The sequence below is a fragment of the Amycolatopsis sp. NPDC026612 genome, assembly GCF_040638285.1.
Taxonomy (GTDB): Bacteria; Actinomycetota; Actinomycetes; order Mycobacteriales; family Pseudonocardiaceae; genus Amycolatopsis.
In genome coordinates this window covers 1-22,422 of record NZ_JBEZYB010000109.1, presented here as the reverse complement: position 1 = coordinate 22,422, position 22,422 = coordinate 1, and the positions used below count along the sequence as shown (strand labels likewise).

Here is a 22,422-nt window from a genome sequence, read left to right as displayed (position 1 = left end):
TGCCGCGCCCCGCGCCGCCCACCACAGGTCCCCCGGCCCCCCCCCCGCCGGTGGGCGGCCCTCGTCACGTGAGTGGTCGGTTCAGGTTCGCTGGTAGACGGCGACGTCGTCGATGTCCGCCTTCGAACGGTCCTTCAGCCCGATCACGCACAGGATCGTGACCACCGCGGACAGGACGATGTAGCCCGAGATCGAGTACGGCGTCCCGGTCTGGTGCAGCAGCCACGTCGCCAGCAGCGGCGCCGGGCCACCGGCGAACACCGACGCCAGCTGGTAGCCGAGCCCCGCACCGCCGTAGCGCAGGTGTGTCGGGAAGCTCTCCCCGATGAGCGCGGCCTGGGGACCGTACTGAAGCGCGTGCGGGACGAACGACACCACGACCGCCACGAACACCAGCGCGTGGTTGCCGTGCGCGAGGATCGTGAAGTACGGGAAGGCGATCACCCCGGTGAGCACCGCCCCGCACAGGTAGACCCGTTTGCGGCCGAAGCGGTCCGACAGCGTCGAGAACAGCGGGATCATCGCCAGCTCGCACGCCGCCCCGACGAGGACCGCGTTGAGCACGAACGTCTTGCTGAACTCGTGCCGGGCGACGACGAAGACCAGCACGTAGCTGGTGAACAGGTAGAACGGCATCTGCTCGCTGAACCGGATGCCGGCCGAGAGCAGGATCTCCCGCCAGTGGTGCCGGATCGCGTCGAGCACCGGTGTGCGGGCGGTCTGCCGGTTTTCGACGAGTCTCGCGAACATCGGCGTCTCGAGGATCTTCAACCGGATCACCAGGCCGACCGCGACGAGCACGAGACTGGCCAGGAACGGCAGCCGCCAGCCCCAGGAGTCGAAGGCCGCCGGGGAGAGCGTCGCCGACAGCAGCGTCATGCCGCCGGTGCCGAGCACCAGCCCGACCGGGACGCCGATCTGCGCGAAACTGCCGAGCAGCCCGCGTTTGCGCTGGTCACCCCACTCCATCGCGAGCAGGACCGAGCCGCTCCACTCGCCCCCGATGGCGATGCCCTGCACCAGCCGCAGCAGCACCAGGATCAGCGGGGCGGCGACCCCGATCGCCGACGTCCCGGGCAGCATCCCCACCACGCCGGAGGAGATGCCCATCAGCAGCAGCGTGACGATCAGCGTCGCCTTCCGCCCGATCCGGTCACCCCAGTGCCCGAAGATGGCGGCCCCGACCGGGCGCGCGGCGAACCCGACCGCGTAGGTCGCGAACGACTGCATGGCGCCCGCGTACGCGCTCGACGCGGGGAAGAACAGGTGCGGGAAGACCAAGGCCGCCGCGGTGTTGTAGAGGAAGAAGTCGTACCACTCGATGGTCGTGCCGATGGCGCTCGCCAGCGCCGCCCGCCGGACCTGCACCCGGCCTGATCTGCTGTCCGGCGTCCTCGTCTCAGTGACGCTGTCGTCTCCCAGAACCATCTCGCAACACCTCCGGTGACCGATGTCACACAACAGTGTGACGCGCGTTGACGCTTTCGGCGATTTCTTGTCCAGTCGGGGACGCAGGGTCAAAGGAGCCTTCCTCGCCGGCGCACCCTCCACGAAACTTGCCGACTGAGAAAGTTTGCAGATTCGGCAAGCTTTGCTACCTTGGTGTCATGGACACCGACCGCGCCGGCCTGCGGGAGCGCAAGAAGCAGGAAACGCGCATCGCGCTGAGCTGGGCGGCGATCCGGCTGACCGTCGAACACGGCTTCGACCGAGTCCGGATCGAAGACATCGCCGCCGAAGCCGGGGTGTCCACCCGCACCTTCAGCAACTACTTCGGCAGCAAGGGCGAGGCCATCGTGGCCCGCCACCACGACCGGGCCCGCGCGATCGCCGCGGCGCTGCGCGAACGCCCCGACGGCGAACCGATCTGGGCCGCCATCACCCACGCCGCGCTCGAGGGGTTCGCGCTCGGCCGGCCGGCCCCCAACGGACAGGCCGCCGACCAGTCGTGGCTGGAAGGACTGCGGCTGATGGTCGCCGAACCCGCGCTGCAGGGGGAGTTCCAGAAGGCCGGTGCGGCGGCCGAGGCCGAGTTCGCCGCCGCGATCGCCGAACGCACCGGCACCGACGTCGCCCAGGACGTCTACCCGCGGCTCGTCGCGGGCGTCGTCGGCGCCGCGCTCAACGTCGTCACCCAGCAGTGGCTCATCGCCGAGCCGCGACCACCTCTCGAAGACGTCCTGCGCGACGTCTTCGGCCGGCTCGCCGCCGGCCTGCCCGAACCGCGCTAACGCCCCACTCGCCCGAAGAGCGCCTGCACGCCGGGTTGCTTCGCCATGCCCGAAAAACGAGGAGTCCGCCATGGAAGACGTCGTCATCGCCGGAGCCGGTCCCAACGGCCTCATGCTCGCCTGCGAACTCGCTCTCGCCGGGATCCGGCCACTGGTCCTGGAACGGCTGCCCGAACCCACCACCGACAACCGCGCCAACGGCCTCGTCGGCCAGGTCGTCCGCCTCCTCGACCGCCGCGGGCTGCACGAGCGGCTCGCCGGCCCGATCGGGCCGCCCACGCCGGCGTTCGTCTTCGGCGCGATGCGCCTCGACCTCACCCTCGCCGAACCCAACCCGCTGAACATCCTCGGCGTGCCGCAGCGCCGCGTCGAAGCGATGCTCAACGAGCGCGCCGCCGAACTCGGCGTCGAGGTCCGGCGCGGACACGCCCTCACCGGCCTGGTCCAGGACGCCGACGCAGTCACCGTCGACGTCACCGGGCCCGAAGGCGGCTACCGGCTCACGACCCGCTACCTCGCCGGCGCGGACGGCGGCCGCAGCGTCACGCGCAAACTCGCCGGCATCGGCTTCCCCGGCGTCACCGAAGACCGCACCATGTCCACCACCGCGCACGCCACCGTGCCCACGGAGTTCGTCGACGCCGGCTCCGGCGGCCTGCGCGTGCCGGGCCACGGTGTCATCCCGCCGTTCTTCCACTACCGCACCGAAACCGGCCTGTTCGTCTACGCACCGTTCCCGACCGGCACGCTCGTCACGACGATGGAGTGGACCGACGAGGAGGAGACCGGCGACGAGCCCCCGATGACCCTCGACGAGCAGCGCGCGAGCATCGAGCGCGTCCTCGGTTTCGCCTTGCCGATCGGCCCGCCCGAAGGCGAAGGACCCCATCTGCTGCGGCGGCTGCGCGGCCGCAACACCCGGCTGGCCGAACGGTTCCGTGAAGGACGGGTGCTGCTGGTCGGCGACGCCGCGCACGTCCACTCCGCGATCGGCGGGCCCGGGCTCAACCTCGGCCTGCAGGACGCCGCCGGGCTCGGCTGGAAGCTCGCCGCCGAGCTGCACGGCTGGGCGCCTGCGGGCCTGCTCGACACCTACGAGAGCGAACGCCGTCCGGTGGCCGAGCGCGTGGTCATGCACACCCAGGCCCAGTCCGCGCTGATCGCCCCGAGCCGCGAGGTGACGGCGCTGCGCGAGCTGTTCGGCGAACTGCTCCGGCTCCCGGGCACCGTGCAGCACATCGCGGAGCTCATGGCCGGCGCGGACATCCGGTACGCGCCGGGCACCGACCACCCGCTCGACGGCCGCTGGGCCCCCGACCTCGTGCTGGCCGACGGCACCCGGCTCGCCGAGCTCACCACGACGGCCCGGCCGCTGCTGCTGGACTTCACCGGCTCGCTCGGCGACGAGCTGCGCGGCTGGACCGACCGGGTCGACCTCGTCCCCGGCCACGCGCCGGGCGACGCGACCGCGCTGCTCATCCGTCCCGACGGGTACGTGGCCTGGGCGTCCGGCTCGGCCGAGCCGGACGACACGGAACGCAAGACGCTGCGCGCGGCCCTCGAACGGTGGTTCGGCCACCCTCTTGACGCGTAGGAGATCTCCTACGTATGGTCTCGGCATGACGATCACCCACGTGCAGTTCCTGACCCTGCCCGTCGCCGACCACGCCCGCGCACGGGAGTTCTACGTCGGCAAACTCGGGTTCGAGGCGCTCGTCGATCGCCGCACGCTCGAGGGAGGCCGGTTCGTGATGGTGGCGCCGAAGGGGGCCCAGACGGGCGTGGTGCTGACCGACCAGCCGGTCACCGGTGCCGCAGGCGGGCCGCAGCACTTCCAGCTGCAGACCACCGACCTCGACACCGACGTCGCCGCGCTGCGGACGGCCGGGGTGGAGGTCGCCGACCCGGAGGCGCGCCCGTGGGGCCGGGCGACGTCGTTCAAGGACCTCGACGGGCACACCCTCGGCCTGCTCGAGCCGTCGGACTTCGGGGCCGTGCCACGCTGATGCCGGTCAACGACGACGTCTTCGCCGCGCTCGCCAGCCCGGCGCGGCGCGAAGTGCTGCGGCTGCTGCTCGACGGCCCGATGGCCGCCGGCGCGATCGCCGAGCGGTTCGCCATGGCCCGGCCCAGCCTCTCGGAACACCTCCGGGTACTTCGCGAGGCCGGCCTGGTCACCGAGCAGCGTCAAGGCCGCAACCGCGTCTACCGCCTCGACGCGGCCCCGCTCGGGGAAGTCGCGGACTGGCTCACCCCGTACGAGCGCTTCTGGCGCACCAAGCTCGCCAACCTGCGTGACCTGCTCGACGAGGAGGACCTGTGACCGAGGACGACCCGACCGCCGTCCACGTCGACCAGTTCCTCGCCCACCCGGCCCGCAAGGTGTGGCGGGCGCTGACCGAGCCGGACCTGCTCGAGCGCTGGATCAGCATGCCGAACGACATCAAACCCGTGGTGGGACACCGGTTCGAGCTGCTGGCCGAGCCGGTGCCCGCCGCCGGGTTCGCCGGCGGCCCGGTGGCGTGCGAGGTCCTGGAGGTCGAGCCCGAACGCAAGCTCAGCATCCGCTGGGGTCCGCAGTGGACGGTGACATGGCGGCTGGAGCCGGAGGGCACCGGCACCCGGCTGTTCCTCAGCCACGAAGGGTTCGACCCGGACGACGAGTTCCAGCGCGTCTCCCGGCGGATCATGGGCGGCGGCTGGCGCTCCCACGTGCCACGGGCGCTGGCCCGCTTGCTGGACACGCTCCCCGATCCGGCCCGGACCGATGGAGGCCGGCGCTCACGCGAGACGTAACCGTTGCTACGAAGCCGGATGGGTCACCACCGGCGCAGTACGATCGCGTGGTGACCCCCGCCGCCGCTGATCCGGCCGAGACGAAACCGCTGCGCGCCGACGCCCGGCGCAACCGGGCGCGCGTGCTGGAGGCGGCCGAGAACGTGTTCGCCGCCAAGGGCACCGGGGCACCCACCGAGGAGGTCGCCCGCGTCGCCGGCGTGGGGATCGGCACGGTGTTCCGGCACTTCCCGACGAAGGAGGCGCTGCTCGAAGCGGTGCTGTTCGCGCGGCTGCGCCGGTTCGTCGACGAGGCCGAGGCCGCCGTGGCCGCGGAGTCCGCCGACCCGGGCGGCGCGTTCTTCACGTTCCTCACCAGCTGGATCGAGATGTCGAGCGCGAAGAACGCCTACTTCGAGGCGCTCACCGCGGCCGGGGTCACGGTGCCGGTGGCGAAGTCCGATATCGGCGCGCGGCTGATATCGGCGCTCGGCGTGCTGCTGTCCCGGGCGCAGGCGGCGGGCGCGGTCCGGGCTGACCTCGCCGTCGGCGAGCTGATCCCGGTGATCATCGGCGTGGCGCGGGCCGCGGAGTACGCCGGCCCGGACGAGGTCCTGCGCGAACGAGCCGTGGAAATCCTCTTCGACGGCCTTCGCCCGTCAGCGGGGGAGCGTCGCTGAGTCCACCGGGGCCAGTGCCGGGCGCTTCGCGGTGAGCGTGTCACCGGAGGACTCGCCCCGCAGCCGGCGCCGCACCCACGGCAGCGCGTGTTCCTGCGCCCACCGCAGGTTCTGGCTGCGGCGCTGCGCCGGGCTCAGCACGTCTCGCGCGCCCAGCTCGGTGGCGGCCAGCGGGTGTTCGAGGCCGAGGACGTCCAGCACCGCGATGGCGACCTCGGTGTGGCCGAACGCGTTGAGGTGCAGGCGGTCGGGTGCCCACAGCCGCCGGTCGCGCAGCTGCCGCATCGCCCACAGGTCCACCAGCAGCGCGCCGTGCCGGGCGGCGATGCCGCGCACGTGCTCGTTGTAGATCGCGACCCGGCCGCGGATCCTGCGGAACAGGGCGTCCTCGACGCCGTCGACCCCGGTGAACAGCACCAGCCGGGCCCCCGTCGCGCGGATCCGCCCGACCGCCGTCTCGTAGCTCTCCATCAGCCCGTCGATGTCGACCTTGGGCCGCATCAGGTCGTTGCCGCCGGCGTAGAGGGTGACGAGGTCGGGGGCCATGGCCAGCGCCGGCTCGAGCTGTTCGGCCAGCACCTGGCCCAGCAGCTTGCCGCGGATGGCCAGGTTGGCGTACCGGAAGTCCGGCTCGCGGGCGGCGAGCTGCTCGGCGGTGCGGTCGGCCCAGCCGCGCACGCCGTTCGGGGCGGACGGGTCGTCGTCTCCGACACCTTCGGTGAACGAGTCCCCCAGGGTCACTAAGCGCTTGCTCATGCGCTCAGTCTAGGCAGAGCCGGAACGCGCCCCGCCGGGCCTTCCCCGGTTCGCCCCACGCGGAATCCGTGGCTCGCCGGGCGCCCGCCCGGTACACGGAAGGGGGTGACCGACTACGACGCGATCGCCGACTGGTACGAAACGACGCTCGTCCCCAGCTGGCGGGAGGACCCGCTGGAATTCGGGCCGACGCTGCGGGAACTGCTCGGGCCGGGCACCGGACCGTGCCTCGAGCTGGGCTGCGGCACCGGCGCCCACGCCGGCCGGATCCGGCAGCTCGGCCGCACGCCGCTCGGCATCGACGTGTCGGCCGGGATGCTGCGCCACGCGGCGGGGCGGCTGCCGGTCGTGTCCGGCGACGCCACGGCGCTGCCGATCGCCACCGGCGCACTGCCCGCCGTGGTCGCGATCATGGTCCACACCGACATGCCCGCCTACCCGAACGTGCTGCGCGAAGCGGCCCGTGTCCTGGCACCCGGCGGCGTGTTCGTGCACATCGGCGTGCACCCGTGCTTCTGCGGCGGCTTCGCCGACCGCACCGACGCCCGCGCCGTCGTCATCCGGCCCGGCTACCGGGAGCCCGGCTGGACGATGGAGTCGTGGAGCGACCAGGGCCTGCGGGACAAGGTCGGTGCCACCCACCGGCCGCTGCCGGAGCTGCTGGGCGCGGTCCTCGATGCGGGCTTGGCGTTCGAGCGGTTCGCCGAAGGTGGCGCGCCCACGCCGACGGTCCTCGCCTGGCGGGCGAGAAAGCCTTACGCCGAAGGAACTGAGCCCTGACCTGCCGGCCGGCTCGCTGGTGCGGGACCTCCGCGACGGTTTCGAGCTGCCGTACCAGCTCGAGCTGTGGGGCGACCTCCTCAGCGCGGTGGCGCTCCCGGACCGAACGCCGATCCTGGGCCTGTCCGAGGACGGCTCCGCGGCGGCCGTTCACTCACTGACCTAAGCGCTGACCTGCCGGGCCCGGTGCTCGGCGACATGCACCCGCGTGGCACACCGCGTCGAGCAGAAGCGGCGACGCCCGTTGCGCGAGGTGTCGACGTACGCCGTTTCGCAGCCTTCGCGGCTGCAGAGACCCAGACGATCCGGGGCCTCGCACACGAGGTGGGCGAGCCCGCCCGCGGTGTACGCGCGGACGCGGCCGACCGGACCGGCGTCCTCCGCCGAGTAGTGCAGATGGGGCGGTTTGCCGTCGTGGGTGGTGATGTACGGACGGCACGCCGCTTCGGCCAGCAGCTCGTTGACCAGGTCCGGGCGCGCGGCGGGGTCCGCGGCGAACACCGGCCGCAGCCGGCGGCCCCACGCGCCGATCAACGCCGCTTCGCCACCGGTCAGTGCCTCGACGGCCATGCCGTTGCGGACCATCCCGTCGAGGAGTTCGCTCGCGGAGCCGGCGTTGACCAGGTCGGCGGCCACCAGCGCGGCTGGGCCGCCGTAAGGGTTGAAGTGCACTGAGCCATTACAGCACGATCAGGGCATGGATCGTAACCGTTGCCCCCGCTGTGGCTGGCCGCTCGCCGAACTCCCGGCGGCCGCGGCCCGGCCCGCCACCCACCGGCTCGACTACGTGCGCTGCGTCTGCGGCAGCTGGCTCGCCCGCCTCGACGGCGAAGTCGTCGGCGCCACCCGCGCGCGGCCGAGCCCGTGACTCAGAGGTCGAGCGCACCCGCCGCGTTGTCGTTCCACTGGTCGACGCGGCGGATGTACTCGTACAGCGCCCGGCTGCCGCGCACCCAGCGGCCCTGGTCGGCGATCGCGAGGTCGTCGGCACCGGCCCGGCGCGCCTCGGTGGCGAACCCGGACCGCAGGGAGTGCCCGGTCACCGGGTACGGCAGCCCCGCGCGGACGCCGGCCCGGGTGAGGATCTGGTTGACGCCGGTCGTGGTCAGCGCGGGCCGTCCGACGTTGCCGTGCCGGTCGACGCGGCGGAACGCCGGCCCCTCGGTGATCCCGGCGCCGGACCGCCACGCGTGCCACGCCCGCACCGGGTCGGTGTCGGGGCTCGCGCGCCGCGGGACAACCATGTCGCCGGTGCTCTTGCCGTGCCGGACGGTCACCGCCAGCCCCCGGTCGTCCACCGGCTGCACGTCAGTGACCAGCAGGTTCGCCAGGTCGGAACAGCGCGCGGCGATCGGGAAGCCGATCAGCAGCATCGCCCGGTCCCGGGCGCCGGCGAGCGTGTCCGGGCACGCTCGCGACATCGCCCGCAGGTCGGTGAGGGTGACCATGGTGGCCTTGCCGCGGCCACGCTGGATCCCCTCCCTGGCCAGCCGCTGCCGGTACCCCTTGAGCGCCCGCCACGCGGCACGGCTCGCTTCCGGATCGACGAAGACCTTGTGGTGGCGCAGCCCGGCGAGCGCCCCGGTGAGCCGTCGCTCGATCGTCGACGGCGCCGCCGGGGCGGCCCGCTCGGGCACTTCGGGCACGGCCCGTTCGCTCGGCCGCAGGGTGCGTCCCCGTTCCAGCCACACGACGAACCCGGTCAGCGCCCCGATCGACGCCGACAGCGGCGGGATCCCGGCTTCGGCGGTGTAGTCCTGCCAGACCTGCCAGTCCTGGGCGTAGGCCTTGAGCGTGTTCGGCGGCCGCTGCGCGTCGACGTGCCGGGCGGCGGCTTCGTCCAGCAGCGCGAGCCGGTCCTGCGCGCTCAGCGCGGCGTCGATCACCGGTTCCAGGTCGGGCACGCGCCGAGGTTACGGGATGTCGATCTCGCCGGGCAGGAACCGGGCCATGCCGTCGGCCACCGCGTCGGGGCGTCCACCGGGAATTCGTGCCGCGAGGCTGTCGATCCGCCCGGGAGGTGTTCGTATCAGCGGTGAAGGCACCAGCCCGAGGAGGACGACGTGAAGCAGTACCTGCTCAGCATCTACCAGCCCGACGGCCCCACCCCGCCGCCGGAGGTGCTCGACGGCATCGGGAAGAACCTCGACGCACTGAACGCCGATCTCAAGGCGGCCGGGGCCTGGGTGTTCGCCGGCGGGCTGCACCCGCCGTCGACCGCCACCGTGCTGCGGGCCGGCGACGGCGGCACCCTCGTCACCGACGGCCCCTACACCGAAGGCAAGGAGCACCTCGGCGGGTTCACCGTCATAACCGCGCCCGACCTCGACGCCGCCCTCGCGTGGGGCGGCCGGCTCGCCGACGCCGTCGCTCCGCTGCCCGTCGAGGTGCGGCCGTTCCGCGGATGACGGTCGAGGAGGTTTTCGCCGCGGAATACGGCCGCGCGGTGTCGGTCCTCGTGCGGGTCTTCGGGGACATCGACGTCGCCGAGGAAGCCGTGCAGGACGCGTTCGCCGAGGCGGTCCGGCGGTGGCCGTCCGCCGGGCTCCCGCCGAGCCCGGCGGGCTGGATCATCACCACCGCCCGCAACCGCGCCATCGACCGGCTGCGCCGCGAGGCCGCCCGAGAGGACAAGCACGCCCAGGCCGCCCTGCTGCACGCCGCTTCGCTCGACACCGAAGCCGACCCCGGGGAGGAGAGCGCCGTGCCCGACGAACGGCTCCGGCTGATCTTCACCTGCTGTCACCCCGCGCTGGCCCGGCCCGTCCAGGTCGCGCTGACGCTGCGGCTGCTCGGCGGCCTGACCACCGCGGAGATCGCGGCCGCGTTCCTGGTCGCCGAGCCGACCATGGCCCAGCGGCTCGTCCGCGCGAAGAGCAAGATCCGCGACGCGGGCATCCCGTACCGCGTCCCGCGGGACGCCGACCTGCCCGCCCGGCTGGCCGCGGTGCTCGCCGTGCTGTACCTGATCTTCAACGAGGGGTACGCGGCCGGCGCGGGGGCGGATCTGGTCCGCGACGAACTGTGCCGTGAGGCGATCCGGCTGACCCGCGTCCTGGCCGGGCTGATGCCCGACGAGCCAGAGGTCTGGGGTCTGCTGGCGCTGATGCTGCTCATCCACGCGCGGCGCGCCGCCCGCACCACCGCCGACGGCGCCCTCGTCCTGCTGGCCGATCAGGACCGGGCCAGGTGGGACGCGGACCTGATCGCCGAAGGCCACGAGATCGTCCGCCGCTGCCTGCGCCGCAACCAGCCGGGCCCGTACCAGCTCCAGGCGGCGATCCAGGCCGTCCACACTGACGCGCCCACGGACTGGGCGCAGGTCAGGGCGCTCTACGACCAGCTGCTGGCCGTGACGCCGACGCCGGTGGTGGCGCTGAACCGGGCGGTCGCCGTCGCCGAGGTCGACGGTCCCGGCGTTGCGCTGGCCCTGGTCGACGAGCTGGAGCTGCCGCACTTCCCGCTGTACCACGCGATCCGCGCGGACCTGCTGGACCGGCTGGGTCGCGGCGAGGAAGCGACGGCGGCGTACACGACGGCGATCGAGCTGACCCGCAACGCCGCCGAGCGGGCCCTGCTGGAACGGAAGCGGGCTTCAGCGGGTGGCGGGTGAGAGCACGTAGGAAAACCGGCGCACCCGCGGCACCCACGTCTGGAAGACACGGACGTCGGACAGCGTGATCGACGGCGCGAGCTCGGCCAGGCTGCGGTGGAGGTGCTCCCACTGCGCGGCCTCGTCCGCGGAGATCGGGCCCACGGCCGCACTTTCCCAGACATGGGTGTCGCGCTCCACCGGCCGCAGCCGCCCGACGAAGTCGCGCCACGGAGTCTCCGGCGCGGTGTCCAGCAGCGCGTCGACGAACCGGCCGAGCAGGCGCCCGTGCGCGGTGCACGTCCCGAGCAGCACGACCACGGCTTCGTATTCGCCGCCGAGGAACGTCGAGGCGTCCGAGAGGTCCCTGGTCGCCCGGAGCATGCGGTAGAGGTTGATGAGGCGCTTCGCGTCCCGAGGGGTGTCGACCAGGCTGTCCAGCCGGGACAGCAGCGCGATCTCCGGATCGGTCAGCGGCCGCGGGACCTCGGCCGGGCGCTGGGGATCCAGCTGTGCCGCCACCTGCGAACCCGGCTCGACCGGGATGGCGGGCACCGGACCGCCCGACGACGACACGACCGGCGTCGTGGCCTCGTCGGGTGGGAAGGCGGGCGGCCGCCTGCCTTCGGCGGGGGCGGACGGCGTGTCGGTCATCGACCACAGCAGCCGCTGCAGGCTGCCCGCCGGCATCCGTGGCAGGACCAGCGGGATGTTGAGGATCTTCTCCAGGTAGTCCTCGGGGGTCACGTGCCAGCCGTCGGCCCGCACGACGGCGTCCCCTTCGATCAACCGGTCGTAGTGCGTGCTGAGCGACCGCAGCAGCCACCGCGGGTCCACGCCGACGACCACCACGAACAGGTCGAACGCGAGCAGCAGGTGGACCGCCTGCAGCACGTCGACGACCTGCTGCGGGCTGCACCGGTCGAGGTCGTCGATGTAGAGCACGATCCGGTCCAGCGGGCGGGCGCCGTCCTCGCCGTCGGCCACCGGGGCCGTCATCAGGGCGACGAGCTTTTCGAAGTCCTTGCGGATCGTGGAGATCAAGCCGAGGTTGCCCCGGTAGTCCTCACCGCGGGACCGCTCGGCGAGGAAGGCGTACAGCCGCCGTCCCGGGGTCAGCTCGGTGAGCTGACGGCCCAGCTCCCCGATCCGGGTGACGACCTCGGCCAGCTGCCGTTCGGCGATCTGCTGGTCGGCGTCGGCCTTGCGCAGCGCGAGCAGCTCCTCCTGAGCACCGGTGTCCAGGCCGCCGCGCAGGTCGTCGGCCAGCACCCGCAGCCGGCGCAGCCCGGTGCGGGCCGCGGTCACCAGCTTGAGCCCGACACCGGCCACGCCGGCGAACACCACGCCGACGCCGGTCAGCCACGCCTTCACGTCCGGGACGAAAGCGGTGAGGGCCACGCCGGCGAGCAGCACGACGGCCGCGGTGACCAGCGCGGTCTTTCCGTGGCGGTAGCGCGCGATCCGGCCCAGCGCTTCGGTTTCGGCGTGTACCCCGCGCATCTCGTCGGCCAGCAGCTTGCCCTGGTCGGCCAGGTCGCCGACGCCGAGTTCGCGCCACAGTCCGTCGTACTGTTCGTGGAACGCGCGCGACTTGCGCAGGGCGCGCAGCAGGTCGCCGGCCCGCACTTTGCGATCCCGCTCGGCTTCGCCGATCCGGCTCTTCAGGGCCGCGGCCTCGGCTTGGGCGCGTTGGGTCACCGCGGTCAGCTGCTTGCGCTGCTCCAGTTCGGCCGCGAGCTGTTCGCGCAGCCGCTCGCCTTCCCGGAGGCGGGCCTGGTGCTCGGCGTCCGGCTCGCCGGGGCGGCGGGCGGGTTCGGCGAGCTGGCGGAAGATCTCGTCGCCGAGGCTGGCCCAGAGGTTGGCGTCGGCGTAGTGCCAGGCGTTGAACCCGACCTGGGCGATCTTCGCGCAGTGGCCCGGCGTCCCCTCCAGGGCTTTGACCTGGCCGCGCAGCATGCCCATGAAGAAGCTCTTGCCCGAGCCCCACTCGCCGAAGACGCCGATCGACAACGGCAGCGGCGTGTCCTTCGCGGCGATGACCGTGGCCAGCATGGAGACGTACGGGGTGACCCCGAGGTGGTCGTCGGCCAGCGGGATGCTCTCGTTCGGGTCGACCAGGTCCCTGGTGACCCCGCCGGCGAGTTCGTCTTCGGAGAACACCGGTACCCGGGGGACCGGCGACGGTTCGGGGGGAGTGGTCCCCGCGGCCGGGAACGCCGGTGCTCCGGCGACCATCGCGGCCCACTGCCTCCGGATCGCGTCGACGTGGGCGCCGTAGTCGGAGAAGAAGACGACTTCGCGGACGGAGGACCCCGTGCCCAGCGCGCCGGTGATGAGCGCGCGGGCGGCGGTCGACGGCTCCATACCGAGCCGCCCGGTGGCGAACAGCGGCAGGGCGATGGCGGTCGCCCCGGCGCCGGCCGCGGCGGTGATGGCGGCGACGGTCGCCATCGTGATCGCGGCCGGTGTCGGTTCGTTGCGCATCCCCTGGTCGTGGGGAGTGGCGAGGATCGCCAAGTGCAGCCGCCGGTTGCCGGTGCGCGCGCTCAGGGCCAGGACGGCGGGCGAGCCGGGGGTGATCGAGGTGAGCGGGACCTCGCCCCAGCCTGCGCGGGGGAACTCGGCCCGCATCGCGTCTCCGAGGCCGCCGTAGCCGGCGCCCACGGAGATGGCCAGTGCGTGGACGGGAAGCTCCCACGGGCGCTCGGTCAGCGCGACGGCGTAGGAGACGCCGTCGACGGTCTGAAGCGGAACGACGTCGTCGTCACCGAACTCCTGTGCGCTCATCGGTTCCTGACTCGTCGAGACCGGGGTCTCCGTTACTACCAGATCCGGCTGCCGGTCGTCCGGCGTCATCTGGGTTTGGATATGTGACCTTATCCAAACCCAAAGCCATCGAGATCAATGTTCTAATTGTGAACAGCTCCTTCTAGTTCTGATCAGAAGCTTTGATAGGGTACTGATCATGACGGAAGACGCTGGTCAAGTGCGCGTGTGCGAGTACCGGAGATGCGGGGCGCCGCTGCCGCCTGCGGTGGGACGCGGGAGCCGGGCGCGCTTCTGCCAGGACGGGAAGACCTGGGGGCGCCGGAACCTCAGCTGCCGCGACGCCGAGGCCGTGCTCTCGGACGCCGAATCGCTGCGGGAGAGTGACACCGAGCTGGACGACACCGCTGTCACCGCGCTGGCCGGCGAGGTCGACCGGGTGCTCGAGCCGGCTCGCGGGCTCGTCGAGACCCTGACGACGTTGCGTCACCAGCTCGAGGCGACGACCGCCGCCGCGCTTTCCGGACGGGACGCCGCTCTCGCCGAAGCCGACGAGAGCCGCCGCGCGCGCGGTTTGGCCGAAGCCGAAGCCGTCCGGGCCCGGGAGATCGCCGACGAAGCGACCGAGTCCGCCGCGGCCGCGGAGAAGGAGAAAGCCGCGGCCCTGCGCGAGCGGGAGGCCGCCCGCGCGGCGAGCCGGGCGGCGCTGCAGGAACAGCAGCGCGCCGAGGGGCAGCTGGCGGCGGTCCGCGACGAGCTGGCGCGGGTCGGCGAGCGGGCCGAAGCCACGGCCGCGCTCGCCGGTGAGCGCGCCGCGGTGATGGCCACCTTGACCGCGGAACTGGCGGCCGCGCGCACCGCGCTCGACGAGGAACGCGGGCGCGGCCGGGCCGCGGTGTCCCGGGCCGAGGCGGCCGAGACCCGTGCCGACGCGGCCACCGAACGGCTGGACGCGGCCCGCGCGGACCTGGCCAAGACGATCGCCGCTCACCAGGCCGCGCAAGCGGCGATGCTCGATCGGGCGAAAGTGGAGGCCGAGCAGCTGCGCGCCGCGTCCGACCGGCGGCTCGCCGAGGTGCAGGCGGCACACGAGCAGACTGTCCGGTCGATGCACGAGACCACCACGAACCTGGGCGCCGAACTCCGTGCGTGCACGGCCAGGGCCGGCACCGCCGAGCGCGCGTTGACCAGGACGCTCGGCGTGCTGCGGGAAATCCCCGGGCTCGAGCTTTCGGAGGACGTCCGGGAAATGCTCAAGTAGTTGCTTGACTATGGTCCGGGTCGAGGTTAACTTAAGTACATGCTTAACCATGAGGAGGCACTGGACCTGGTGTTCCGCGCTCTGGGAGACCGGACCCGGCGGGCGCTGGTCGAGCGGCTCGTGCAGGGCCCGGCCTCGGTCAGCGAACTGGCCGAGCCGCTGACGATGTCGCTCGCCGCGGTGGTCCAGCACCTGCAGGTGCTGGAGACCGCGGGGATCGTGCGCTCGGAGAAGGTGGGGCGGGTCCGCACCTGCCGGATCGATCCGGAGACCCTGCGCGCGGGTGAGCACTGGCTGGGACTGCAGCGCACCACGTGGGAGAGCAAGCTCGACCGGCTCGGCGACTTCCTCGCCGGGCCGGGGACCTCGGAAGGGAGCCCGTCATGACCGTTCTGCACAGCACGTTCAGTCTCGAACGCAGCTACCCGGTGCCGCCGGAGCGGGTGTTCGCCGCCTGGGCGGACCCGGCGGCGAAGGAACGCTGGTTCGTTTCCGCCGGCACGCACGAGCTGGATTTCCGGGTCGGCGGCCGGGAAACGATCGAAGGCCGCACGCCCAGCGGCGGAGCCATGACCTTCGTCGCGACCTACCACGACATCGTGCCGGAGCAGCGAATCGTCTTCTCCGGCACGCTCACCGGCAACGGCGCACTCGCGACCGTCTCCACCACGACCGTCGAACTGTTCCCCGAAGGCGACGGCACGCGGCTGGTGCTCACCGAGCAGGACACCTTCCTCGACGGCGCCGAGAAGCCGGAGTGGCGCGAGCAAGGTACCGGTGACTGGCTGTCGAGGCTGGGCAAGGAACTCCAGTCGTAACGGTGTCCGCCGCTTCGACCCGTTCGTTCACGTCTTTGGTGGTGCGGCCGGCGATCAGCCCGAGCGGTAGTGGTGGGGACTGACGCCGAACTCGCGCTTGAACGCCGTGCTCAAGGCGAAGGCGCTGCCGTACCCGACCTGGTGGGCCACCGAGCCGATGGTGGCGTCCGGGTGCTGGCGCAGCAGGTCCGCGGCCAGCGCGAGCCGCCACCCGGTGAGGTACGCCATCGGGGTCTCGCCGACCGTGGCCGTGAACCGCCGGGCCAGCGCGGCCCGGGAAACGCCGACGTCGGCCGCGAGCTTGGCGACCGTCCACGGCTCGGCCGGCTGGTGCTGCAGCAGCCGCAGCGCCGGTCCGGCGACCGGGTCTTCGTGCGCCCGGTACCAGGCCGGCGCGTGGGTGTCCGGCCGGTCGAACCAGGCACGCAGTGCGGCGATCAGCAGCAGGTCCAGCAGCCGGTCGAGGACGGCTTCCTGGCCGGGGACGTCCTTGCCGATCTCGGTGGCGAGCAGCCCGGCGAGCGGGGTCGGCCAGTCGGCCGCCCGCAGGACGAGCACCGGCGGCAGCGCGGCCAGGAGCCGGTTGCTCAGCTCGCCTGCCGTGCCGTAGGTGCCCGTGAGCAGCACGACCGGGCCGTCGGTGCCGTGGCCCCAGGTGCGGACCCCGACGTCGGCGAGCCCGCTGAGGTGGCCGCCGTCGGGGGTGCGGCACTCCTGGCCGGGCAGGATGAGCGCCTGCGGTGGGGTGGCGGGGTCGTCGGCGACCAGGTACGGATCCGGGCCGCGGGCGATCGCGACGTCACCTTCGCCCATCTGGACGCCTTTGCCGCCCTCGGGCACGATCCACGCTTCGCCGCGCACCACCGCCACCACGGTCAGCGGCGCCCGGTCTTCGATGCGCAGCGACCACGGCGGGGTCAGCACCGACCGCAGCAGGAACGCGCCGTGGGCGCGGGGGCCGTCGAGGAGCGCGGCGAGCGGATCCATGGACGCCACTGTAGACGCCGGAACATGCGATCGAGGCTTTGAACTATGGAGAGTCTCATCAGGAGCCGCTTGACTCACCAGCATGACGGTGCAGGGGACGGAGAGACCGATGTCGACGGTGGTGCTGGTGGCCGCGCTGGTCGCGGCGGGGTTGATCGCCGGGTTGTTCTACGCCTACGCCTGCTCGGTGCTGCCGGGGCTGGCGCGCGGGGACGACAGGACGTTCGTCGAGGCGATGCGGGGGATCAACGTCGCCATCGTCAACCCGGTGTTCCTGGTGACGTTCCTGGGCGCGCCGCTGCTGGCGGGGGTGGCGGTGTTCCTGAACCCGGGGCCCCGGCCGTGGGTGATCGCGGGGTTCGGGTTGCTGGTGGCGGTGGTGCTGCTCACCGGGGTGGTGCACGTCCCGCTGAACAACGCGCTGGAGAGCGGGGGTGACGACTACGCGGCGTTGCGGGCGCGGTTCGAGACGACGTGGGTGCGCTGGAACGTCCTGCGCGCGCTGGTCAGCACGGCGGGGTTCGGCTGCCTGGTCGCCGCCGTGCTGACCCGGCGCGGTTAGGCGAGGCGGAAGAGCAGGTCGGTGACCCACTGCGCGGGGTCGGGGACCTCGCGGGGTTCGCTGCGCAGCACTTCCAGGCGCCCGCCCCATTCCTCGCCGTCCGGGCCGTCGGTGCGGTCCCAGGTGAGGCCCTCGGCGGCGCCCCAGGCGAGGACGGCCTCGGTTGCGGCGGCCAGGCCACCGGGGGCGCCGACGTAGGTGTCGAGGACGTACTTCCCCGCCGGGACCTCGCCGAGGAAGGCGGCCAGCGTGCTGATGAGGGGTGGCAGCCGGTCGGCGATCCGCGGGAAGCCGGCGACGCCGACGGTGGCGCGTTCGGCGACGTACCGCTGGGCGGGCCGGTCGACGACGGCAGGCATCAGGCGAAGTCCGCCGGTCCCAGCATCGGGCGGACCTCGATGCTGCCGTAGGTCGCCGCGGGGTGCTTGGCCGCGAGTTCGAGGGCTTCGTCGAGGTCGGCGCAGTCGAGGATGACGAAGCCGCCGATCTGTTCCTTGGCTTCGGTGAACGGCCCGTCGGTGAGCAGCACTTCGCCGTCGCGGACGCGGATCGTGGTGGCTTCCGTGGGCGGGCGGAGGCCACCGCCGCCGCGGATCTTGCCGCGGCGTTCCAGGTCCTCGCTCCAGCCGCCGCAGCCGTCGTTCTGGTGGGCCGCGGCGGTTTCGTCGCCGGCGATCATCAGCAGGTACTGCATGTCAGCATCCTTCCAGGACTTCGCGCAGGCGCGCGGCGAAGGCTTCCGGTTCGGTGGCGAAGCCGCCGTGGCCGCCCGGGAACGGGACGGCGGCGACGCCGAGGTCGGCGGCCAGCCCGAGGGCGGCTTGGTGGGCCGGCAGCCCGGCGGACTCCTCGCCGGCGGCGACCACCAGCCGCGCCGGCGTCGCCCGGAGCGCGTCGAGGTCGGGTTCGTAGGCGCCGATGGCGGGCATGAGGTGGCCGAAGAAGTAGGCGAAGTTGCCTTCCGCGTGCGGGTCGAGCGGTGGGGCGGGGTCGACGCCCACGGTCTTCATGAACGCGGCGTAGGCGGCAGCGAGGCCTTGGTCGTGGAAGAGGGCCGGGATGTCGGGTCCGTCGAGGGCGCCGGCGGGCAGGTAGCGGGTGACCGGCGGTTCCTGCAGCACGGCGGTGCGGACGTCGGCGGCGTGGTGGCGCAGGTGTTCGAGCAGGGTGATCGCGCCGCCGCTGGTGGCCAGGACGTCGGCGGGGCCGACCTCGGCGAGCAGCCGGTGCACGTCTTCGGCGTGGTCGCGGACGGGGTGGGGGCCCGGGTCGCCGTCGAGGGGGCTGCGGGACAGGCCGCGCGGGTCGTAGGTGACGACGGAGTGGTCTTCGGCCAGCAGTGGCCGCATGGCGGTGAACACCGCGGCGTCGGCGGGCCCGCCGGGGACCAGCAGCAGCACCGGGCCGCTGCCGTGGACGTCGTAGGTGATCGTGGCGCCGGGGACGGCGAGGGTGGTCATGGGTGTTCCTCCGGTGGTCGGGCTGCACCCACCCGACGAACGGCGTCGCCCGCGACCGACACCACCTCCGAAATTCTTCGCGTGAGGTAGGTCCGTTCGGCTTCGGTGCCGGCGAGGTCGCGGGCCTTCTCGTACCAGAGGGCGGCTTCGGCGTAGCGGCCTTGGCGGCGGAGGAAGTCGGCGCGGGTGGCGGGCAGCAGGTGGTAGCCCTCGAGCGGGAGCGCGTCGAGGAGGGCCAGGGCCGCCGCCGGGCCGTCGGCCATCCCGACCGCGATGGCCCGGTTGAGTTCGACGATCGCGCTGGGGACGTGTTTGCGCAGCTCGCCGTAGAGGCCGGCGATCTGGGGCCAGTCGGTGTCGCTCGCGTCGGCGGCGATGGCGTGGCAGGCGGCGATGGCGGCCTGGATCTGGTACGGCCCGGGACGGTGGCGGCGCAGCGCGGCCTCCAGGACGCGGGTGCCTTCGGTGATCGCGGTGGTGTCCCAGCGGCGGCGGTCCTGCTCTTCGAGCGGGACGAGGACGCCGTCGGCGTCGACGCGGGTGGCGCGGCGGGCGTGCTGGAGCAGCATCAGGGCGAGCAGGCCGAGTGCCTCGGGTTCGTCGGGCATCAGCTGCGCGAGGACGCGGGCGAGCCGGAGTGCTTCGGCGGCGAGGTCGGGGCGGAGGAGGTCGGGGCCGGTGCTGGCGGAGTAGCCCTCGTTGAACGTCAGGTACAGGACGCCGAGCACGGCGGCGGTGCGTTCGGGCAGCAGGTGCGCGGGCGGGACGCGGTAGGGGATGCGGGCGTGGCGGATCTTGCGCTTCACCCGCACGAGCCGCTGGGACATGGTCGCTTCCGGGACGAGGAACGCGCGGGCGATCTCGGCGGTGGACAGGCCGGCGAGGGTGCGCAGCGCGAGCGCGACCTGGGCTTCGGTGGCCAGCGCCGGGTGGCAGCAGGTGAAGATGAGGCGCAGCCGGTCGTCGGTGACGCCGCTGTCGTCGGGCCCGGGACCGGGTGCGGGGCCGAGTGCGGGGTGGTCGGGCACGAGGGCGGCCTCCCGGAGCTTGGCGGCGCCGACGGCGTCGCGGCGGAGCCGGTCGGTGGCGCGGTTGCGGGCGGCGGTGGTGAGCCAGGCGCCGGGCCGGTCCGGAACACCGTCACGGGGCCAGGTGCGCAGGGCGAGGGCGAAGGCTTCCTGGGCACATTCCTCGGCGAGGTCCCAGTCGCCGGTGATCCGGATGAGCGTGGCCACGACCTGGCCCCACTCCTCCCGGAACGCTTCGGCGACCGCGGTCTCGACGTCCACCACACCCGCTCCTTCCCGGTGCCGGTCACCCACCCGACGAACGGCCGGGCACGGAACCGACAGCCACCGCGTGACACGCGCCGAACCCTTCGGCGCGGGCGACGATCCGGCCGCCGTCGACGCGGACGGCCGTCTCGGTGGCGTCGCTGACGGCGGTGACGCCGGCGGCCGCGGCGAGTTCACCGGTGGCGTCGCAGACGATCCGCAGCCGGGGCCGGGCCGGGGGCGCGATCGCCTGGTCGAGGCAGCTGCGCAGGTCGGCGACGGCGAGCCGGGCGAGCGGGAGCAGTTCGGCGGGGTCGCTGGTGACGAGCACGGCGGTGACGTCGGCGCCGACGCGGACGGCCTCTTCGAAGGCGGCGGCGCGGTGCAGGCCGAGGATGGTGACGACGCCGTCGCCGGGCCGCACGGTTTCGCCGGTCAGCAGGTCGGTCGCGGCCGGTGGCTGCCAGGGGTCGGCGGCGGGGCGGGCCTGGGTGGTGATCGGCGGTTCGGCGGGCCAGTGGTCGGCCAGGTCCAGGTCGAGCAGCGCGGCGCACGCGGTGACCAGGTGGAACGGCTCGCCGAAGCCGGGGGCCGCGGCGGCGAGCTGGCTCGCGCCGTGCAGCGTGGTGAGGGCGGCTTCGGCGACGCGCACCAGGCGCCGTCCTGGGCGGAGGCGTTCGAGGGCGAGGCCGAGCAGGATCGCGTTGACCCGCATGAGCTGCGCGTACGGCCGCCGGGTGTGTTCGTCGGCGAGGATTTCCGGGAGCAGGTCGCGGCCGAGGCGGGCGTCCTCGCTCTCGGTGTCGGTGGACAGCGGGAGCCGCGCGATCCAGGCTCCGGCGAACGCGGCCAGTGCGCCGGCGGCGCTCGCGTGTGCTGGGGGGCCCGCGGGCCGGGGAGCGCGTTCGGCGAGGTCGGCCAGGACGGCGAAGTACAGGGCTCGTTTGCCGGGGAAGTTCGAGTAGACCGCGCCGCGGGTGAGTTCGGCGCGTTCGGCGATGACGTCGACCTTCGCCTCGCGGAAGCCGCGGCGGGCGAACTCGTCGCGGGCGGCGGCGAGCACCTTCGCACGGTTGCGTTCCTGGGTTTCCGCCCTGCTGAGCCTGGCCATCGTCCTCCTTGCCGCGACGTCCCGGATCAAGATACCGTGACCACTGAGATGACAAGAACATCTGTTTAGAACATTTGGAGTGGTGGATGGCCCCCGAGATCGACCTGACCGACCCGAAAGTGCTCACCGACCCGTTCACCGCCTACGACCGGGCGCGAGAGGAGGGCGCGGTGGCCAAGCTGGTGATTCCCGGTTTCGGCCCGTTCTGGGCCCTGACCCGCTACACCGAGGCCCGGGCGATGCTGAGCGATCCCCGGTTCGAGGTGAACTCCGCCAGTTTCATGCGGCCACCCGGCCTCCCCGAGCACTGCCTCGAGTACATGCGGACGATGGCGGAGCAGGACGGCCCCGAACACCTGCGGCTGCGGCGGCTGGTCGCGCCGGCGTTCACGCCGAAGCGGGCCGCGCAGCTGCGGCCCCGGCTGGTGACGATCACCGAACGGCTCCTCGACGACCTGCCGGCCCACGCCGAGGACGGCGTCGTCGATCTGGTGCCGCACTTCGCCCGGCCGCTGCCGATGGACGTGATCTGCGACCTGGTGGGCATCCCGGCCGACGACCGGCTCCGCTGGCGCGAGTACGGCGCCGCCGTGGCCGGCGGGATGGGCCCGGACTTCGCCGCGGCGATCCCGGCGATCATCGAAGGCGCGAAGGAGGCCGTGGCGCGCAGCCGCGCCGAGCCGGGTGACGACCTCATCGGCGACCTCGTGCGGGCGCAGGCCGAGGACGGTGACCGGCTCACCGGCACCGAGCTGGTCACCCTGGTCTGGCACCTGGTGCTGGGCGGGCAGACACCGGTGAACCTCATCGCCAACGCCGTGGAAGCCCTGCTGCGGCACCCGGAGCAGCTGGACCTGCTGCGGGCGGACCCGGCGCGGTGGCCGGGCGCGGTCGAGGAGCTGATGCGGTGGTGCAGCCCGCAGCTGCTGACCACGCCGCGGTTCGCGCGCGAGGACGTCGAGATCGACGGGGAGCTGATCCGCGAGGGCGAGCGGGTGACCGCGGCGATCGTCGCGGCCGACCGTGATCCGCGGGTCTTCGCCGAGCCGGACCGCTTCGACATCACCCGCTCGGGGCCGCCGCAGCTGGGGTTCTCGCACGGGCCGCACTTCTGCCTGGGCGCGTCGATCTCGCGGGTGCAGACCGAGGTGGCGTTGTCGGCGTTGTTCGCCCGCTTCCCGGACGTGGCGCTGGCCGGCGACGTGCCCCGGGCACCCGACGGCGGGACCTGGCGTCCCGCGAACCTGTTGCTGACGCTCTGACCCCGGTGCCTGGGCCGTCGTGAAGCCGGCGTGGCCGGGAACCGTGGCGGAGTGGCACCCGTTGTCCTCGACGGTGCCGTCGGCACCGCGGGTGCGCGCGCACC

At 73.1% G+C, this 22,422-nt stretch carries 27 protein-coding genes; 16 read left to right on the top strand and 11 right to left on the bottom strand.

The genetic code is table 11. The features are described 5' to 3' along the window. Positions 1–81: 81 nt before the first annotated feature. Entirely contained in the window at positions 82–1,428 is a 1,347-nt protein-coding gene (locus AB0F15_RS41575; RefSeq protein ID WP_360282802.1) for an MFS transporter, read from the bottom strand. A gap of 179 nt (positions 1,429–1,607) precedes the next feature. Between AB0F15_RS41575 and AB0F15_RS41570 the strand changes: the two genes are divergently transcribed. The 6 genes from AB0F15_RS41570 to AB0F15_RS41545 all read left to right on the top strand — a co-directional run bounded on the left by AB0F15_RS41570 (position 1,608) and on the right by AB0F15_RS41545 (position 5,686). After that, complete coding sequence (locus AB0F15_RS41570; protein ID WP_360282800.1) at positions 1,608–2,231, top strand: TetR family transcriptional regulator; 624 nt, start codon at positions 1,608–1,610, stop codon at positions 2,229–2,231. 70 nt (positions 2,232–2,301) lie between these two features. Continuing rightward, positions 2,302–3,825 carry an FAD-dependent monooxygenase gene (locus AB0F15_RS41565; RefSeq protein WP_360282798.1) on the top strand — a complete coding sequence of 508 codons (1,524 nt, stop codon included), beginning with the start codon at positions 2,302–2,304 and terminating at the stop codon, positions 3,823–3,825. A 25-nt stretch (positions 3,826–3,850) separates the two neighbouring features. Beyond that, positions 3,851–4,237, top strand: a complete 387-nt coding sequence (locus AB0F15_RS41560; protein WP_360282796.1) for a VOC family protein — start codon at positions 3,851–3,853, stop codon at positions 4,235–4,237. Then, the gene (locus tag AB0F15_RS41555) at positions 4,237–4,554 is read left to right on the top strand and encodes a metalloregulator ArsR/SmtB family transcription factor (protein ID WP_360282794.1); all 318 of its coding nucleotides are present in this window, start codon (positions 4,237–4,239) and stop codon (positions 4,552–4,554) included. The genes AB0F15_RS41560 and AB0F15_RS41555 overlap by 1 nt, the downstream gene beginning before the upstream one ends. Continuing rightward, a complete protein-coding gene (locus AB0F15_RS41550; RefSeq protein ID WP_360282792.1) occupies positions 4,551–5,027 on the top strand; it encodes an SRPBCC domain-containing protein in 477 nt (158 codons plus the stop codon). The genes AB0F15_RS41555 and AB0F15_RS41550 overlap by 4 nt, the downstream gene beginning before the upstream one ends. Before the next feature lie 50 nt (positions 5,028–5,077). After that, entirely contained in the window at positions 5,078–5,686 is a 609-nt protein-coding gene (locus AB0F15_RS41545; protein ID WP_360282790.1) for a TetR/AcrR family transcriptional regulator, read from the top strand. Here the strand turns inward: AB0F15_RS41545 and AB0F15_RS41540 are convergent. Then, on the bottom strand, positions 5,666–6,442 hold the full coding sequence (locus tag AB0F15_RS41540; protein ID WP_360282788.1) for an SGNH/GDSL hydrolase family protein: 777 nt from the start codon (positions 6,440–6,442) through the stop codon (positions 5,666–5,668). The genes AB0F15_RS41545 and AB0F15_RS41540 overlap by 21 nt on opposite strands. Before the next feature lie 105 nt (positions 6,443–6,547). Between AB0F15_RS41540 and AB0F15_RS41535 the strand changes: the two genes are divergently transcribed. Beyond that, positions 6,548–7,222, top strand: a complete 675-nt coding sequence (locus tag AB0F15_RS41535) for a class I SAM-dependent methyltransferase (RefSeq protein ID WP_360282786.1) — start codon at positions 6,548–6,550, stop codon at positions 7,220–7,222. Between the two features lie 19 nt (positions 7,223–7,241). Continuing rightward, a complete protein-coding gene (locus AB0F15_RS41530; protein WP_360282784.1) occupies positions 7,242–7,388 on the top strand; it encodes a hypothetical protein in 147 nt (48 codons plus the stop codon). Here the strand turns inward: AB0F15_RS41530 and AB0F15_RS41525 are convergent. After that, positions 7,385–7,894: a CGNR zinc finger domain-containing protein gene (locus tag AB0F15_RS41525; protein WP_360282782.1), complete on the bottom strand. Its 510-nt coding sequence runs from the start codon at positions 7,892–7,894 to the stop codon at positions 7,385–7,387. The genes AB0F15_RS41530 and AB0F15_RS41525 overlap by 4 nt on opposite strands. Positions 7,895–7,919: 25 nt before the next feature. Here AB0F15_RS41525 and AB0F15_RS41520 point away from each other — a divergent pair, with 25 nt between their 5' ends. After that, positions 7,920–8,090, top strand: a complete 171-nt coding sequence (locus AB0F15_RS41520; protein ID WP_360282780.1) for a hypothetical protein — start codon at positions 7,920–7,922, stop codon at positions 8,088–8,090. 1 nt (position 8,091) lies between these two features. On the opposite strand, the gene AB0F15_RS41515 is transcribed toward AB0F15_RS41520, so the two are convergent. Further along, entirely contained in the window at positions 8,092–9,126 is a 1,035-nt protein-coding gene (locus AB0F15_RS41515) for a site-specific integrase (RefSeq protein ID WP_360282778.1), read from the bottom strand. A 159-nt stretch (positions 9,127–9,285) separates the two neighbouring features. On the opposite strand from AB0F15_RS41515, the gene AB0F15_RS41510 reads away from it, so the two are divergent. Next, entirely contained in the window at positions 9,286–9,630 is a 345-nt protein-coding gene (locus AB0F15_RS41510; RefSeq protein WP_360282776.1) for a YciI family protein, read from the top strand. Beyond that, positions 9,627–10,835, top strand: a complete 1,209-nt coding sequence (locus tag AB0F15_RS41505) for an RNA polymerase sigma factor (protein ID WP_360282774.1) — start codon at positions 9,627–9,629, stop codon at positions 10,833–10,835. The genes AB0F15_RS41510 and AB0F15_RS41505 overlap by 4 nt, the downstream gene beginning before the upstream one ends. Here the strand turns inward: AB0F15_RS41505 and AB0F15_RS41500 are convergent. Further along, positions 10,818–13,604: a P-loop NTPase fold protein gene (locus AB0F15_RS41500; RefSeq protein ID WP_360282772.1), complete on the bottom strand. Its 2,787-nt coding sequence runs from the start codon at positions 13,602–13,604 to the stop codon at positions 10,818–10,820. The genes AB0F15_RS41505 and AB0F15_RS41500 overlap by 18 nt on opposite strands. 178 nt (positions 13,605–13,782) lie before the next feature. On the opposite strand from AB0F15_RS41500, the gene AB0F15_RS41495 reads away from it, so the two are divergent. Genes AB0F15_RS41495 through AB0F15_RS41485 form a run of 3 tightly spaced genes read left to right on the top strand, consistent with a single transcriptional unit; the run spans position 13,783 to position 15,662 of the window. Beyond that, on the top strand, positions 13,783–14,844 hold the full coding sequence (locus AB0F15_RS41495; protein WP_360282770.1) for a hypothetical protein: 1,062 nt from the start codon (positions 13,783–13,785) through the stop codon (positions 14,842–14,844). Positions 14,845–14,883: 39 nt separating this feature from the next. Continuing rightward, a complete protein-coding gene (locus AB0F15_RS41490; protein WP_360282768.1) occupies positions 14,884–15,231 on the top strand; it encodes a metalloregulator ArsR/SmtB family transcription factor in 348 nt (115 codons plus the stop codon). Next, positions 15,228–15,662: an SRPBCC family protein gene (locus AB0F15_RS41485; RefSeq protein WP_360282766.1), complete on the top strand. Its 435-nt coding sequence runs from the start codon at positions 15,228–15,230 to the stop codon at positions 15,660–15,662. Before AB0F15_RS41490 ends, AB0F15_RS41485 begins: the two co-directional genes overlap by 4 nt. A 54-nt stretch (positions 15,663–15,716) precedes the next feature. On the opposite strand, the gene AB0F15_RS41480 is transcribed toward AB0F15_RS41485, so the two are convergent. Then, positions 15,717–16,649 (bottom strand): AraC family transcriptional regulator, encoded by a 933-nt coding sequence (locus AB0F15_RS41480; protein ID WP_360282764.1) that lies wholly within the window; start codon positions 16,647–16,649, stop codon positions 15,717–15,719. A 109-nt stretch (positions 16,650–16,758) separates the two neighbouring features. Here AB0F15_RS41480 and AB0F15_RS41475 point away from each other — a divergent pair, with 109 nt between their 5' ends. Further along, positions 16,759–17,211, top strand: a complete 453-nt coding sequence (locus AB0F15_RS41475) for an anthrone oxygenase family protein (protein ID WP_360282762.1) — start codon at positions 16,759–16,761, stop codon at positions 17,209–17,211. Here AB0F15_RS41475 and AB0F15_RS41470 read toward each other — a convergent pair. The 5 genes from AB0F15_RS41470 to AB0F15_RS41450 are packed head-to-tail and all read right to left on the bottom strand — an operon-like array spanning position 17,208 to position 21,056. Next, positions 17,208–17,570, bottom strand: a complete 363-nt coding sequence (locus tag AB0F15_RS41470) for an AraC family transcriptional regulator (protein ID WP_360282760.1) — start codon at positions 17,568–17,570, stop codon at positions 17,208–17,210. The genes AB0F15_RS41475 and AB0F15_RS41470 overlap by 4 nt on opposite strands. Then, positions 17,570–17,905 carry a YciI family protein gene (locus AB0F15_RS41465; protein ID WP_360282758.1) on the bottom strand — a complete coding sequence of 112 codons (336 nt, stop codon included), beginning with the start codon at positions 17,903–17,905 and terminating at the stop codon, positions 17,570–17,572. The genes AB0F15_RS41470 and AB0F15_RS41465 overlap by 1 nt, the downstream gene beginning before the upstream one ends. Before the next feature lies 1 nt (position 17,906). Further along, positions 17,907–18,671 (bottom strand): alpha/beta hydrolase, encoded by a 765-nt coding sequence (locus AB0F15_RS41460; RefSeq protein WP_360282756.1) that lies wholly within the window; start codon positions 18,669–18,671, stop codon positions 17,907–17,909. Then, positions 18,668–19,960, bottom strand: coding sequence for a sigma-70 family RNA polymerase sigma factor (locus AB0F15_RS41455; RefSeq protein ID WP_360282754.1), 1,293 nt, complete (start codon positions 19,958–19,960; stop codon positions 18,668–18,670). Before AB0F15_RS41455 ends, AB0F15_RS41460 begins: the two co-directional genes overlap by 4 nt. 25 nt (positions 19,961–19,985) lie before the next feature. Continuing rightward, positions 19,986–21,056, bottom strand: a complete 1,071-nt coding sequence (locus AB0F15_RS41450) for a TetR/AcrR family transcriptional regulator (RefSeq protein ID WP_360282752.1) — start codon at positions 21,054–21,056, stop codon at positions 19,986–19,988. An 86-nt stretch (positions 21,057–21,142) separates the two neighbouring features. Here AB0F15_RS41450 and AB0F15_RS41445 point away from each other — a divergent pair, with 86 nt between their 5' ends. After that, positions 21,143–22,318: a cytochrome P450 gene (locus tag AB0F15_RS41445; RefSeq protein WP_360282750.1), complete on the top strand. Its 1,176-nt coding sequence runs from the start codon at positions 21,143–21,145 to the stop codon at positions 22,316–22,318. Positions 22,319–22,422 lie beyond the last annotated feature (104 nt).

What these genes read in the sequence shown, in the direction of transcription:
- AB0F15_RS41575 (WP_360282802.1), bottom strand. Translation starts at nt 1,428, where the DNA reads ATGGTTCTGGGAGACGACAGCGTCACTGAGACGAGGACGCCGGACAGC.
- AB0F15_RS41570 (WP_360282800.1), top strand. Translation starts at nt 1,608, where the DNA reads ATGGACACCGACCGCGCCGGCCTGCGGGAGCGCAAGAAGCAGGAAACG.
- AB0F15_RS41565 (WP_360282798.1), top strand. Translation starts at nt 2,302, where the DNA reads ATGGAAGACGTCGTCATCGCCGGAGCCGGTCCCAACGGCCTCATGCTC.
- AB0F15_RS41560 (WP_360282796.1), top strand. Translation starts at nt 3,851, where the DNA reads ATGACGATCACCCACGTGCAGTTCCTGACCCTGCCCGTCGCCGACCAC.
- AB0F15_RS41555 (WP_360282794.1), top strand. Translation starts at nt 4,237, where the DNA reads ATGCCGGTCAACGACGACGTCTTCGCCGCGCTCGCCAGCCCGGCGCGG.
- AB0F15_RS41540 (WP_360282788.1), bottom strand. Translation starts at nt 6,442, where the DNA reads ATGAGCAAGCGCTTAGTGACCCTGGGGGACTCGTTCACCGAAGGTGTC.
- AB0F15_RS41520 (WP_360282780.1), top strand. Translation starts at nt 7,920, where the DNA reads ATGGATCGTAACCGTTGCCCCCGCTGTGGCTGGCCGCTCGCCGAACTC.
- AB0F15_RS41505 (WP_360282774.1), top strand. Translation starts at nt 9,627, where the DNA reads ATGACGGTCGAGGAGGTTTTCGCCGCGGAATACGGCCGCGCGGTGTCG.
- AB0F15_RS41500 (WP_360282772.1), bottom strand. Translation starts at nt 13,604, where the DNA reads ATGAGCGCACAGGAGTTCGGTGACGACGACGTCGTTCCGCTTCAGACC.
- AB0F15_RS41495 (WP_360282770.1), top strand. Translation starts at nt 13,783, where the DNA reads ATGACGGAAGACGCTGGTCAAGTGCGCGTGTGCGAGTACCGGAGATGC.
- AB0F15_RS41490 (WP_360282768.1), top strand. Translation starts at nt 14,884, where the DNA reads ATGCTTAACCATGAGGAGGCACTGGACCTGGTGTTCCGCGCTCTGGGA.
- AB0F15_RS41485 (WP_360282766.1), top strand. Translation starts at nt 15,228, where the DNA reads ATGACCGTTCTGCACAGCACGTTCAGTCTCGAACGCAGCTACCCGGTG.
- AB0F15_RS41480 (WP_360282764.1), bottom strand. Translation starts at nt 16,649, where the DNA reads ATGGATCCGCTCGCCGCGCTCCTCGACGGCCCCCGCGCCCACGGCGCG.
- AB0F15_RS41475 (WP_360282762.1), top strand. Translation starts at nt 16,759, where the DNA reads ATGTCGACGGTGGTGCTGGTGGCCGCGCTGGTCGCGGCGGGGTTGATC.
- AB0F15_RS41470 (WP_360282760.1), bottom strand. Translation starts at nt 17,570, where the DNA reads ATGCCTGCCGTCGTCGACCGGCCCGCCCAGCGGTACGTCGCCGAACGC.
- AB0F15_RS41465 (WP_360282758.1), bottom strand. Translation starts at nt 17,905, where the DNA reads ATGCAGTACCTGCTGATGATCGCCGGCGACGAAACCGCCGCGGCCCAC.
- AB0F15_RS41460 (WP_360282756.1), bottom strand. Translation starts at nt 18,671, where the DNA reads ATGACCACCCTCGCCGTCCCCGGCGCCACGATCACCTACGACGTCCAC.
- AB0F15_RS41450 (WP_360282752.1), bottom strand. Translation starts at nt 21,056, where the DNA reads ATGGCCAGGCTCAGCAGGGCGGAAACCCAGGAACGCAACCGTGCGAAG.
- AB0F15_RS41445 (WP_360282750.1), top strand. Translation starts at nt 21,143, where the DNA reads ATGGCCCCCGAGATCGACCTGACCGACCCGAAAGTGCTCACCGACCCG.